Here is a 14,012-nt window from a genome sequence, read left to right on the forward strand (position 1 = left end):
CTGATGAGAAGTCGATTCAGATCAATTCGATTGATCATTCCGTTGTTCTTATTCGGAACATCGTTCGCCGATCAACCTGCCGGGAAAAACTGGATCAGTGTCGGCGGAGACCGGGGAGGTCAGCGATATTCCGAGTTGACTCAAATCAATCGGACGAATGTCTCCAAGCTCAAGGTCGCCTGGACATTTCATACGGGTGAGCTTGATCGCAAGCCGCAAAAGACAATTGAATGCACTCCGATCGTGATCGATGGGACGATGTACATCACGACGGGGTATCTTCGTGTCGTGGCACTCAATGCAGCGACCGGCGAAGTGTTGTGGAGTTTCGATCCGTTCGAGAAGCATGAAGCTGCCGGCCCATTGGCATCGGGGGGTGTCAATCGAGGCCTCGCCTATTGGAGTGACGAAAAACCAGACGGCAAACGCCGAATCATTCATGGAACATCCGATGGCCGACTGTTTTCACTCGATGCAAAAACGGGTCAGCTGGACGCAAGCTTCGGCAAGGAGGGCGTGAAGGATTTAAGAGAAGACTTGCAGCGAGATATCGCCAATCTCGGCTACGGCCCGACATCGGCTCCAGCGATCTGCGGAAACAATATCATCATCGGAGTTTCAAACGGGGAAGGGCCGGGCGATGCCGCACCTGGGGACATTCGAGCATTCGATGTCCAGACAGGGAAGCAGGTCTGGCGGTTTCACACAGTTCCTCGCCCGGGGGAATTCGGCAACGATACCTGGGCGCCGGATTCCTGGAAGAATCGTGGTGGCGCAAACGCGTGGGGCGGTGTCAGCGTGGACGTCGACAGGAATCTCGTTTTTGCAGGACTGGGCTCAGCTGCCTTTGACTTCTATGGCGGAGACCGTCACGGCAACAACCTGTTCGCAAACTGTACGATTGCATTGGATGCAACAACCGGAGAACGCCGGTGGCACTTCCAGACGCTCAGGCACGACCTGTGGGACCACGACTTACCGGTTTATCCGAATCTTGTCACCGTGCAGCGCGATGGAAAAGAGGTCGCAGCTGTCGCTCAGGTGACGAAGACAGGTTTCGTTTACCTGTTCGATCGTGAAACGGGTGAGCCGCTCTTTGAGATTGAAGAGAAATCGTTTTCTGCATCGGATGTCCCAGGGGAGTTGGCTGCGGTCACTCAACCGATTCCGACAAAACCTCCGCCGTTCTCTGTTCAACATTTCGATGAATCCAACGTGACGGATATCGCTCCGGCGAATCAGGAATACGTCTTGAACGAACTGAAGAAAATTCGTAGCGGGGCGGCCTTCAATCCGCCAAGCTTGCAGGGAACGGTTGTTATTCCTGGTTACCATGGTGGAGCGAACTGGTCCGGAGCTTCCTTTGATCCAACGACTGCAACTCTGTATGTCAACTCGAACAACATTCCGAATGTCATCACTTTGGTCGAAGCGGGAGCTGATGCCAAACATCGCTACAAGCATCAAGGATACATTCAGCTTCGAGATCAGGAAGGCTATCCGGCAATCAAGCCACCTTGGGGAGTGTTGACAGCAATCAACCTGAATACCGGATCGTTCATCTGGCAAGTTCCATTGGGAGAATATAAGGAATTGACAGAGCGAGGAGTCCCTCAAACCGGCACAGAAACTTTCGGGGGAACCATCGTGACCGCTGGCGGGTTGGTCTTCATTGCCGGAACCAAGGATGAGAAGTTTCGAGCTTTCGACAAAACGACCGGAAAAGTTCTATGGGAACATCAACTCGCTGCGGGTGGATATGCGACGCCATCCACTTACGAAGTTGATGGACAGCAGTATGTCGTGATTGCTGCAGGCGGTGCAGGGAAATTGCGGACCAAAGCAGGCGATGCATTCGTTGTGTTCGCATTGCCCAAGTAGGTATCGTTACAGGGTATTGTTATAGGGAGCACCACCACGGAGGGACTGAGATTCGGAGAAAGAAATTGACGACAGCAAACTGCTCTACGGTTTGCCCGTGAAGAAGAGGCTTGTCAATGTAACGGTGCCTACTCATGAGGCCCTTCAAAGAAACATGACATATCGGACAACAGATGATCCATCGATTCGCTGCTCTTTGTATTTGTGTTGTACTGACCTTTGTGTCCTCTTCAGCTATTGCCAAGCCGCCGAATTTTTTGGTGATCATGGTCGATGACCTCGGCTATTCCGATCTCGGTTGTTACGGTAGTGAGATCGACACTCCGAATCTTGACTCACTGGCGATGAACGGGCTTCGGTTCACTCAGTTCTACAACACCGCACGATGTTGGCCATCGCGTGCGGCTCTGTTGACTGGATACTACGCACAGCAGGTCCGGCGTGATGCTTTCCCCGGATTACCCGAAGGCAAGCGTGGAGATCGTCCTGAATGGGCGCGGTTACTTCCAGAAGTTCTCAGTCAGGCAGGGTATCGATCGTACCATTCCGGGAAGTGGCATCTCGACGGCAAGCCCATCGAAACAGGTTTCCATCGTTCGTACCTGCTGCGTGATCAGGGGCGATTCTTCAACCCACACGTTCACTGGCTCGACGATGAACGACTCCCCGCGATTAAAAAAGGGACCAGCTATTACGGGACCACTGTCATCGCGGATCACGCAGTCCGATGTTTACAGGAACATGCAGGAAGTCAGTCAGAGAAGCCGTTTTTCCATTACCTCGCCTTCACTGCTCCGCACTTTCCCTTGCATGCTCTGCCGCAGGACATCGCCAAGTATAAAGATCGGTATCACCAAGGCTGGGACAAAGTCAGAGAAGAACGCTGGCAGCGAATCAAGGAGATGGGACTTGTCTCGGCCGACCTCTCCGCAGTCGAAGAAGAGATTGGCCCGCCGTACCACTTTCCGGATCATTTAAAGATTCTGGGTGATGGCGAAGTGAACCGACCTGTCCCATGGGACTCTCTCACGCCTGAACAGAAAAAATTCCAAGCAGATAAAATGGCACTTCACGCAGCCATGATCGACCGCGTCGATCAAGAGATCGGTCGCGTTCTCAAGCAGCTGAAAAAGATGAAAGCGTTTGAAGAGACGTTGATCCTGTTTCTCTCCGACAATGGAGCCAGCGCCGAAATTATGGTCCGTTCGGATGGGCACGATCCCGCAGCAACGCCGGGCTCAGCGGATTCGTATTTGTGCCTGGGGCCAGGCTGGTCAACCGTCTGCAACACACCGTTCCGGCGGCATAAAACATGGACACACGAAGGGGGCTGCGCCACCCCATTCATCGCACACTGGCCCAACGTTATCAAGGACAAAGGATCACTTCGTAAAACTCCCGCACACATTATTGATATCGCTCCCACATTGATCGAACTGGCAAAGACAGAGCGTTTCAAAGAATGGAAGGGAAAACCGGTTCCAGTACCACCGGGAAAAAGTCTGACAAGCCTGTTCCAGCAAGACGCTGCAGCCCACGACCGAACATTATGGTGGTCGCACGAAGCAAACCACGCTATTCGAAAAGGCGACTGGAAAGCAGTGGTCTCTGGGGATGATGCAGAATGGGAACTCTACAACCTCGAAACTGACCGAACGGAAACATCGAACATTGCCTCAGCGAATCCTGACAAACTGGACGAACTGAAGCAGGAATGGACCAGTCTGCGGGACAAATTTTATCGGATCGCAACAGGAAAGTAGCGGATCGCTGAAGTTGAGCAGTCTATGAAGCCATGAAAGTCTCCTTTCACGGGCTCGAAAAGCATGAAAATGCTTCTGCGATGACCTCGGATGGTAATTTTGTTGAGATTTTACCGCCCACCCACGTCAGACATTTCGCCTTAGAATATGGGGCTCTGAGAAAAAGCAGTCATATTCCCTGAAGTCATGTCGCTGATTTGGAGTCGGGTTGGAATTTCTGGTGAAAATTCAACTATGTTATTGAGGCAAGATTATTGAGATAAGCAAGGCTTTTCAGAAGAGTTTCCAAAGTCGACCTGTGTGAGTTGGCCTGAGAGGTTCATTCGCAAAGTTTCGACTGGGCAATCTAGAATTTTACGTCAATTACATTCTATGAAACCTGTGACAACGTCAGTTCTTCAGGAAGAGGTGCTGTAAAATTTAAGTACTGAGGTTCATCAGTTTGCGGCATCAGCTTTGCCGGGAATCTGTCGACAAGATCAATGTGGCAAGGCCAATGTCATGAGTGAGAAGCTCCCGGGGGCTGACGAGCAGAGCGTCGTCGTCAACAATTTAATTGTCGAGTACATGAGACGTACCGACTCTGGCGAGAACATTGCGCCTGAGGAGTTCATCGCTGAGCATGCCGAGTACACCGAGGAACTCAGACGTCACTTCGAGAATGTCAACATCTTGAAGGATCTTCAAGGTCATTCCGGCACGGAAAGAACTGTCGCCAAGCCGACATCCGAGCCGGACGAAATCGCTGCACAAACCGTCCTGCGCGGAACAGCCGATTCCGAAACGTCTGTGACGAGGCGATACGCTCCGGGAGAAGCACCTGCTTCGAACATCTCCATCCCCGAGAAATTCGGTCGTTACTCCATTCAAAAAGTTCTCGGTCAGGGAGCCATGGGAGCTGTCTACCTGGCGAAGGATACTCAGCTGGACCGAGATGTCGCCCTGAAAATTCCGAAATTCGGCGATCTCAACCAAGTCGATGAAGAAGAGATGCTCGCGCGGTTCTATCGCGAAGCCCGCGCCGCTGCGACTCTCCGCAGCCCGAACATTTGCCCAGTGTATGATGTCGGTGAAATAGATGGGCAGCATTACATCACGATGGCCTATATCCCAGGCCGACCTCTGAAAGACTTTACGAAGTCGAAGAAGTCTCACTCTGAAAAACAGATCGCGACGACCATTCGCAAACTTGCGGTCGGACTGGCACAAGCTCACAAGATCGGCGTCGTTCACCGAGACCTCAAGCCGGCCAACATCATGGTCGACAAGCAAGGTGAGCCGGTGGTGATGGATTTCGGCCTCGCCCGGCGTAGCAGCAGCGACGATGTTCAAGTCACACAAAGTGGAGCCATCCTCGGAACACCTGCTTACATGTCCCCCGAGCAGGTCGAAGGAAACCAGGCTGCCATCGGACCACAGGCGGACATCTACGCGCTCGGCATCATCATGTACGAGTTGATCACCGGTGAGATGCCTTACAAAGGGAGCCTGATGTCGATCCTGCAACAGATTGGTAACAACAATCCGGCGAAGCCTTCGGAGCTTCGCACTAACATCGATCCACGATTGGAAAACATTTGCCTGAAAATGATGGCGGGTGATTTGAAGAAACGTTACAGCTCGATGAACGAAGTTGCAGCCGATCTCCACGACGTTTTGAGGAATCCGAGTAAGAAGCAGAGGAAGGACCAAGGCAGGAAGAACGGCCCTAAACCCGCTGCAATTTCGACACCTCATGAAGAATCAAATCCAGCATTAATTTCAATCGAACAGTCCAAACCTTACGCGGAACAGCTCCGTAAAAAGAAAATCACAACGACCAGCAAAACAACATCGAAGCCTGCTGGCAACGCAACACCCTCGTCTCCCAACAAGAACCTGCTGATCGCAGGTGGTCTGGGCGGATTGATCTTACTGCTGGGAATTGTCTTCATCGTCCGCATCGGCAAATACGACGTACAAATCACGCTCGACGATCCAAGTATTCAGCTGAGTATCGATGGTGAAGAAGTTGTCATCAAAAACGGTCAAGACATCATCAAGCTCTCCGCCGGCAAGCATCAACTTCAGCTGAAGAAAGCCGGACTGACGACGCACGTCGAAGAATTCACCGTCACTAAAAATGGTAAAACAGCATTGCGAGCGGTTGTGCTCCATAATAACCAACTCGATGGATTGCTAAACGGAGAACAACCGCAACGAGAATATGACAAGATCGTCAAAAACTCCCCCCCCAACGTTCCCGACGGGAAAATACCCGGGGAGAAGGGGGGACCAGTTGGTCCATCAGAAGAGATGGAACCGATCGCTCCAGCGAAAGAAAGCCAAAGCTCATCTGACAACAAAGTCTCAAAGTATGGTCTATTGTTCGATAAGCCAGCAGCCTACGTGGATATGGGCAGGCTAGACCTCGACATGTCAAAACCATTCACTTGCGAGTTTTGGTGTACACCCCAAACCGCAGATGTTCATGGCAGACGTCCAGAATTCACATTGTGTCGTATTGGCCATCTGTCGGTGAACGGCTATGGCGACCCTAAGCAGGATGGCATAGAATGGCAGGCTCGTTGTGACAACAATACGAAGACCTCGGATTTAAATGTCAGTTACATCACAAAGATAACATACTCGGCATTTCCACTCCATCGACAACACGTCGCGATAGAATGGACAGGGCGCACGTTCGAATTCTACATCAATGGAAAACGCGCGGCTTCCGGGATTACCGCATCCAACAAACCAAATCTTTCTGTCGATGAAACTCTTCAGCGGGTTCTGACTCTTGATTCCCCTCCCGTTAAATTTGAACTGGGAGATTCCAGGACGATTGACAGAAGTTTTGGTGGTATCGTTGAGCAGTTTCGTATTTCAGACGGCCAACGCTACAACAAAAACTTCACTCCTGAACAACATTTCAGTAAAGAGGAAAACACGACCGTTCTCTACCGTCTCGACGCTGGGAGCGGCGACGTTCTCAAAGACTCCTCTGGCAACGGACAAGACGGCAAGATCGTCGGGGCGAAGTGGGTAAAAGACGCTTCCTTAATGGCATCACCTGTCGATGGCGATCCCGCATCCATCGTGAGCTGGATGGTGCAGCGTGGCGGACATGTTAGAGTTCGTGACAAAAATGGTTCAAGTGCATTAATCACATCGCTCGACCAGCCCCTTCCACGTACTGCCTTTGAAATCTCGGAAGTTCATCTGCCTCGCACCACTAACAATCAGCAATTTGCTGAGTATTGCGACGTGATAAGGAAGCTGAAGCTCACCACTCATCACAATATTGGAACCCTCAGCGTGCAAAATGCAGCGATTACGGACGAAGCGTTAAAACATCTTTCCGGGGTGGCGTTATCTTCATTAGACCTTGACGGGTGCAAGGTGACCAATGAAGGGATTAAAAATCTCGCCCTCACGAAAGGAGTGTGGGAGGTCAAGCTTGGCAGGACTGAGATCAGAGACAACGTTGCCCCATTATTATGCTCAATTCCTAAACTCAATTCGGTTCTTCTTGGGAACAACCAAATTGGGGATAAGTGCATTCAAGAACTTTGCGAATTCCAGTCGGACTGGAAAGCATTTTTTCTTTCCCACACTAATGTTACCGATGCCTCATTGAAAGCAATGTCTGGTCAATCGAATCTCATCTCGCTGCATCTGACAGGGACATTGGTCACCAATGAAGGATTAGCGAGTCTTTCAAATGTTCCTAAACTCAGCCATTTGGAACTTGCACAGACTGCGGTCTCAGACGGACTGTTAAGCCGCTTACCGAATAAGTTGGGGCTGAAAAGATTAAATCTGATTCGCACTGAACTTAGTGAAAAAGGACTAAGGGAACTCGGTGAGTGTCCCAACCTGACTTGGTTGGAACTTGATGGAAGAGGAGTGTATCCAGAAACGATTCAACACATCCTGAAGCTTCGCGAATTGGAAACGTTATACATGAAGGCTTCTCAAGTCGAAATAGACGATGTGAGCAAGCTGCAAAATCTTCCGAAGTTGAAATTCCTGAATCTTGAGAAGATCCCAAATCTAAACCGCAGCGACCTCGATCTCCTTCGAAAAAGACTTCCCAAATGCAAAATTGCCTCCGACTACGGAACATTTGAACCGTTGGGGGGATTTGAATCGAATGCTACCAACAACATGGTTGTCCCAACCGAAACTCGGGGAAGTCATGTACCACCAGGCAACTCCTTTACTGAGAAATCTGCGCTAGTATTTGACGGTCAGGATGATTACGTCGAATTGCACTTAAGCGATTCCCTCAAGGATCGACTCTCTACCGAAAAACCTGTCACAGTTGAAGCTTGGGTTTGGTTCGCCAATAAATCCGAAGAGCGTCAATATCTTTTCAATAGTGGGGTCTCAACACGTTTGGAAATTTTCCGAGCGGGAGGGGGAATGCCTAAAAAACATCTTGCACACACCTGGATAGCCAATCGCATTAACCATGAAGGTGCTTGGGACAGCGTATCTTCTCCAGTAATTACTCCTACTGGACAGTGGACTCATCTGGCTGTCGTTTGGCAAACAGGTACCAACGGATACAAGTCGACGATCTATGTCAACGGAAACAGTCTTGGACTTAAACGTGATCATAGTGTGAACCTCAAGCAAACTCCGAGGGAATTGCAGGCAGTATTAGGAGCGACTCCCTCATGGAATGGGCATGGAATGCAACATTACTTTGAAGGGAAAATTCGCGATTTCCGAATTTCTGACGAGGCACGCTATCAGGGAGATTTTAATCCAGAGCAAAACCTCGTTGCAGACGAACAGACTGCGCTTCTTTTTAAAATGAATGAAGGTTCCGGTGACACCCTCAAAGACTCATCCGGCAACGGACACCACGGCAAGATCATCGGGGCAAAGTGGGTGCGTAATGACGAGACTAAAGCGAAACAGTCTTCCAAACCATTGACTGCACTTGTTTTTAATGGCACGACGAGTCGAGTTGAAGTTCCGGGATTGAAACTTTCCGGTTCTCCTCCATTAACGATTGAATGCTGGGTGACGCCATCTGAAAAGGGAACTTCCAACGCAATTATCTTCCATGATGGCGTCTCTGACCCGTTGACACTTCAGGTTGGTGGTATTCGCCGCTGGGAATTCGGCGGATGGTGGTCTGAAGCCAACAAACGCCTCGAAGTCTTCGGTCCGAAAATTGAGGACTGGGAACGGCGCACGCATCTTGCCGGACAATGGAATGGTCAATCGATACAGTTGTTTATCGATGGGAAACTCGTTCAACAGCGTGATTACAGCGGGAGTTTTAATCCGCAAGGGAGCCTCGAAATCGGTGGTCATGATGGCTCTCGTTTCAAAGGGAGCATCGATGAGATTCGCATCTCGAAAACGCTCCGTTATGAAACTGATTTTACTCCCCAGAACGAATTGACAAGCGACGAATACACCCTCGCTCTGTACCACTTCGACGAAGGTGCCGGCGACGTTCTCAAAGACTCCTCCGACAACGGAAACGATGGGAAGATCTTCGGGGCGAAGTGGGTCGGGGGCGCTGAGCATCGACCGGTCTCCCGAACAGGCCTCGACTTCGACGGGGAAGGTGATTGGGTGAAGATTCCGACGCTTCAATTTGATGGCTCGCATTCAATCACTCTGGAATCATACGTGACGCTGCATCGTGCTGTCGGCACAAGTAGCATCGTGTCCAGCCAGAACGGCGGAGGGATCGGCATCACTACAATGGGCGGAGATTCCGCCGGGATTGTCCTCGCGCAGGCTCCAAGCAAGTCGCGAGCCATGTACGAGCAACCCATCCCAATTGGTAAACGTCTGCACCTGGCAGGGACCTGGGACCAAAAGCAGTTGAAGTTTTTCGTAGATGGCAAATTGGTCTCGACTGCAGATGCTCCCCGAGGCCAATTCTTGAATGGCGTGCCACATTTTGCACTTGGTGCCTATCCGGCAGGGCGAGATGGTTTCCTGGACGGGATCATTGACGAAGTCCGCATTTCACGCGATGTCCGTTATACGGAAGACTTCACGCCCGCACCGCGACTTGAAAAGGAAGCTCAGACACTCGCCCTTTACCACTTCGACGAACGGGCCGGTAGCACGCTCAATGACTCTTCCGGCAACGGGCACAATGGCGAGATCATCGGAGCGAAATGGAGCAAATTTGAAGAGTGATGGTGAGGTAATTAATGGTCCGGCAGTTGTCTCTTCACGAAATTCAAAAAACAATCCAATCTTGGTTTTTACGCACTGCCTCGTAGAGAGCTGTCTATGAATTCATCAAAGTGACCTTCAAGGGGAGGGCAAGTACAACACCAATTCGAAAGATGCTCTAATTGACATCCTGGCCGGTCAGAAGAGATTCCACTGCGTCGGCGTGAGTTGCGATTTCGAGGACGCTTTTGCGGATCTCTTCACCATCAACTGTCGATCGGGGATAGGCGTTTGAGATGACAAAGAACTCCTCTCCATTGATCTCGCGGATTGCTAGAGCACCGTGTGAGATCACTGAATTCAAACGGAGTGCCGCTGGAAAGTAGTGAGTCTCAGCAGGACAACAGACGCTATAGATTTGAAGCAGACGTTCGTGAAACCGATGCTCGCTGTGAGAGAGAAAGACAACCTGCTTGCGACCATCGGCGAGTGAAACATTGATGCGGTAATCATCCTCCGTTTTTTTCCAGCGAACATCCCGTTCGTGATCGAAGGCTTCATGTAATAAAGTGTCGAGGTCTCTGACTTGTCCGAGCACTGCTTGCAGGAGTTGTGCAGCCTCAATCCCGTCACGTGGTCGATTTCGAGGGCTCTTCTCCATCATCAACCCCAAACACTCACAGACCTCCAGTGGCACCTCAGGTCTCAATTCGCGAAGGCTGGGGGCTCGCTCGGTGGTCACTGCCGATATTAAATCGGACATTTTGCGGCGAGGAAATGGAAGTCGTCCGGTGAGCATGTAGTAGAAGCATACGCCCAGTGCATAGACATCGCTGGCGGGGCTGGCAGATTCTCCACCGAAGAGTTCAGGAGCCATGAAATGTGGTGTTCCGGCGAGGACTCCGGGCATTTCATGAACGACATTTCCATGGACCCGTTTCGCTAATCCGAAATCACTAATCTTTGGAATTCCATGATGTGTTAAGAGAACGTTGTCCGGTTTCAAATCTCGATGAATGATTCCAAGGCGATGAGCGGCTCCCAGCCCGTTGGCAATCCCGAGAGCCAGCGTCGTGGCCCGCCAGATCATCAGGCGACCGGTTCGCAACATGTTTTGCAAAGATCGCCCCGGAACGAATTCCATCTCCAGAAAGTTCAATCCACCATGTTGACCAATGGCATGGACGGTGACGATGTTTGGATGCACCATTGATGCGGCAGCTTGACCTTCAGTACAAAATCGGTCGAGATAGTCGGGATCGGTATCCAGCAGTGACGGGGAAAGAACTTTGATGGCACACGAGCGATTCAGCTGCAAGTGCCGACTGAGGAAGACCCATCCCATCCCTCCGCGACCCAGCAGGGATTCGACGCGGTATTTGTCCAGCGTTTTTCCGACGAGTTCATCCAGTTGGTCTTTCTTGGATCCTCCATCTGTCGGAGTGGCGTGTGCCCAGTCCGGGGAGGATTTCCAGAGCATCGTTTGCAACAGCGAAATATCCGCAGACGGAACCGGCATCAAGCATTGCGGACAGTTCATATCATGAGCCATCCCCAGAAATGCTTCATTGCATGCTGGGCAATAAATCGTCAGTGGATCATCTGTTGAGTTTGACAGCAGCCCGCTCCAGTTAAGGGATCTCGACCTCTTCTATTCGTACTGCCTGTGAAAATCTTACTGACGAATCCAGTTCGCAGAGACATTCTTCACAGATTGTGCCACGACGCAGTACCGTTCGGCAAGTTGAACGGCTTTGGCTAGTTTTTCGTCAGAAGCTGAGGAAGCGAATTCAAAACGCAATCGGACCGCTGTGAATCCCACTGGAATCTCTCGATTTACACCCAGTGTGCCGCGAAAGTCCATGTCTCCTTCAGCCACAACAATTGCGGAGTCGACCGGAATTTCCATCGCTGTGCAAACCGCACCCAGTGTTACACCTGCACAGCCAACTAAGGCTTCGAGTAGCATTTCAGCAGGGCAAGAAAAATTGCCATCGCCTCCAGCCATGGGATGCAATCCGGGAACCCGGGAGGCTTCAGACTCATGTTCAATCAAACAGGAAATTGTTTCGAAATTGACCTTACCCCGAGCAGTCAGCGTCGACTGGGCGGCGTCAGGCTCAGAGCGATATTTTTCCTTGAGCGGCGTTTGGATACTCCGCAGTTCATCGGCATTCATAAGAAATTGTCTCAAAATTGTGTGTCAGTTTTCTCAAGAACAGAGTTTCGCTACAGCAAATCCGATATTGTTTTTTACGTACAGCTTCGCGGCGAGTCGTCTATGAAGTCATGAAAGTGAGCATCGCGGGCACGAGAAGCGTTGGGAGTCTTTCGATGAAATTCTCATTCTCTATATCCCGAACCCGAACGCTTGGCGCGTTCTAGCTGTCCTCTATGCTACACGGTCTGGATCATCGTCCCAAGTACAATCCACCAAGCTGTTCAAGTGAACAGTGAATGAAGATGTCGAATCTTTGCCCCCAGAAAGTCCACCCATGTTTCGCGTGCTCGTCAGTGATAATTTGTCCCCTATCGGCTTAAAACTCCTTGAGGAACACCCGGAGATTGAGCTGGACTATCAACCAGAAATTCATCAGGACGTCGAAGCGCTCAAGGCTGCTTTGCAGAATGCTGACGGGGTTGTGATTCGCAGTGGAACAAAGTTGACGGAAGATGTTCTGACTGGACAGGAACGCCTCAAAGTGATTGCCCGGGCAGGTGTTGGAGTCGATAACATCGACCTCCAGGCTGCCACTCGACAGGGAATCATTGTTTCCAACACACCCGATGGAAATACTCTCAGCACCGCTGAGCAGACCATTGCGATGATGATGGGTCTGTGCCGAAACACAGGTCCGGCGTCTCAGTCGATGAGAGAAGGCCGCTGGGATCGCAAGCTGTATACGGGAACCCAGCTTGCAGGCAAAACGATCGGTGTTGTCGGGTTGGGACGGATTGGCCTCGCAGTTGCCAAACGCTGCAATGGCCTTGAAATGAACGTGCTGGGCTACGATCCGTTCCTCAGCGAAGAACGAGCCGATCAGCAGAACATCGAGCTGTATCGCGATATTGACGAATTGTTGGTGAAGTGCGATATCGTCACTGTCCATACCCCGCTAACAGATGAGACACGTGGCATCATTAACGCTGAGCGATTAGCGAAGATGAAAAAAGGCGTCCGCCTGATCAACTGTGCCCGAGGCGGAATCATTGATGAGCAAGCACTCATCGAGGGGCTCGAATCGGGACATGTCGGTGGAGCGGCACTCGATGTTTACGTTACTGAAAAGCCAGGGGCCAATGACAAACTCGCCAGCTTCCCTAACGTCCTCTGCACTCCACACTTGGGAGCATCGACTGATGAAGCTCAAGAACAAGTTGCCGTCGAAGCTGCTGACATCGTTTGCAATTTCCTGACGAAAAATGAAGTTCGCTCAGCCGTGAACATGGTTCCGATCTCAGGGAAGGAACTCGAAGGGACGCGAGCCTATCTCGACCTCGCTTACCGACTCGGTTTGTTGTTGGCTCAGACCTCGCATGGAGAGGGGATTCAAGGGGCGCGGCTTCAATACCGTGGGGATGTCTGTTCGAAGCCCATGAACCTGATTACCAGTGCCTTCACATCCGGACTTCTCTCGGCAGCCTTGAATGACAGTGTCAGCATTGTCAATTCAGACATGACCGCCAAAGACCGTGGTATCGAGATCACCCAAACGTCAACGACGGAAACGGGTGCATTTGCAACAATGATTTCCGCCACGCTCATCACCGACAAACGTGAGATCACAGCTGCCGGAACAACATTCGGAAATAACTTCCTGCGACTCGTCAAGTTGAATGAGTATCAGCTTGATGCGTACCTTGATGGACTTCTCTTGATCTATCGACACAGAGATGTTCCGGGGCTCATTGGTGCGATCGGAACGACATTCGGGAAGCACAAAGTGAATATTTCTCACATGGCTTTGGGACGCGAGAAGAACGAACCAGGTGGAGATGCCATCGCAGTTCTCAACCTCGACAACGAACCGACCGAAGCTGCAATCAAAGAAGTGATTGATCACCCCGACGTCCACGGTGTCGAACTTGTGAATCTCCCACCTGCGAACGCGTCACTCCCTTGGCTGGGGCTGTAATCGAGCAGTTTGCTCTGTCACGTGCCCGTGAAGCATGTGCCCGTGAAGCATGTGCCCGTGAAGCATGTGCCCGTGAAGGACGCGAACATCA

Annotated in this window: 7 protein-coding genes; 4 read left to right on the forward strand and 3 right to left on the reverse strand. The window is 51.1% G+C overall.

Features of this window, described 5'->3' with window-relative positions; translation table 11 throughout:
* The first annotated feature begins 3 nt into the window (after nt 1-3).
* From Mal48_RS21900 to Mal48_RS21910, 3 genes are all read left to right on the forward strand, one after another.
* On the forward strand, nt 4-1,881 hold the full coding sequence (locus Mal48_RS21900) for a pyrroloquinoline quinone-dependent dehydrogenase (protein ID WP_145204940.1): 1,878 nt from the start codon (nt 4-6) through the stop codon (nt 1,879-1,881).
* A gap of 173 nt (nt 1,882-2,054) precedes the next feature.
* Nucleotides 2,055-3,644: an arylsulfatase gene (locus Mal48_RS21905; RefSeq protein ID WP_145204943.1), complete on the forward strand. Its 1,590-nt coding sequence runs from the start codon at nt 2,055-2,057 to the stop codon at nt 3,642-3,644.
* A 501-nt stretch (nt 3,645-4,145) separates the two neighbouring features.
* Nucleotides 4,146-9,806, forward strand: coding sequence for a LamG-like jellyroll fold domain-containing protein (locus Mal48_RS21910; RefSeq protein WP_145204946.1), 5,661 nt, complete (start codon nt 4,146-4,148; stop codon nt 9,804-9,806).
* Nucleotides 9,807-9,963: 157 nt separating this feature from the next.
* Here Mal48_RS21910 and Mal48_RS21915 read toward each other — a convergent pair whose 3' ends face one another.
* Together Mal48_RS21915 and Mal48_RS21920 are read right to left on the reverse strand one after the other, a co-directional pair.
* Nucleotides 9,964-11,325, reverse strand: coding sequence for a serine/threonine protein kinase (locus Mal48_RS21915; protein ID WP_231739785.1), 1,362 nt, complete (start codon nt 11,323-11,325; stop codon nt 9,964-9,966).
* Between the two features lie 135 nt (nt 11,326-11,460).
* Complete coding sequence (locus Mal48_RS21920) at nt 11,461-11,964, reverse strand: OsmC family protein (protein ID WP_145204953.1); 504 nt, start codon at nt 11,962-11,964, stop codon at nt 11,461-11,463.
* 316 nt (nt 11,965-12,280) lie between these two features.
* Here Mal48_RS21920 and serA point away from each other — a divergent pair, with 316 nt between their 5' ends.
* Complete coding sequence (gene serA, locus Mal48_RS21925; RefSeq protein ID WP_145204955.1) at nt 12,281-13,921, forward strand: phosphoglycerate dehydrogenase; 1,641 nt, start codon at nt 12,281-12,283, stop codon at nt 13,919-13,921.
* A gap of 17 nt (nt 13,922-13,938) precedes the next feature.
* Here the strand turns inward: serA and Mal48_RS23930 are convergent, their stop codons facing one another.
* On the reverse strand, nt 13,939-14,010 hold the full coding sequence (locus tag Mal48_RS23930) for a pentapeptide repeat-containing protein (RefSeq protein ID WP_145206495.1): 72 nt from the start codon (nt 14,008-14,010) through the stop codon (nt 13,939-13,941).
* Nucleotides 14,011-14,012: the final 2 nt, after the last annotated feature.

It is taken from the genome of Thalassoglobus polymorphus, from assembly GCF_007744255.1.
Lineage (GTDB): Bacteria > Planctomycetota > Planctomycetia > Planctomycetales > Planctomycetaceae > Thalassoglobus > Thalassoglobus polymorphus.

Coding starts and splice junctions, on each gene's coding strand:
- serA (WP_145204955.1), top strand. CDS start 12,281: ATGTTTCGCGTGCTCGTCAGTGATAATTTGTCCCCTATCGGCTTAAAA.
- Mal48_RS21915 (WP_231739785.1), bottom strand. CDS start 11,325: ATGAACTGTCCGCAATGCTTGATGCCGGTTCCGTCTGCGGATATTTCG.
- Mal48_RS21920 (WP_145204953.1), bottom strand. CDS start 11,964: ATGAATGCCGATGAACTGCGGAGTATCCAAACGCCGCTCAAGGAAAAA.
- Mal48_RS21910 (WP_145204946.1), top strand. CDS start 4,146: ATGAGTGAGAAGCTCCCGGGGGCTGACGAGCAGAGCGTCGTCGTCAAC.
- Mal48_RS21905 (WP_145204943.1), top strand. CDS start 2,055: ATGATCCATCGATTCGCTGCTCTTTGTATTTGTGTTGTACTGACCTTT.
- Mal48_RS21900 (WP_145204940.1), top strand. CDS start 4: ATGAGAAGTCGATTCAGATCAATTCGATTGATCATTCCGTTGTTCTTA.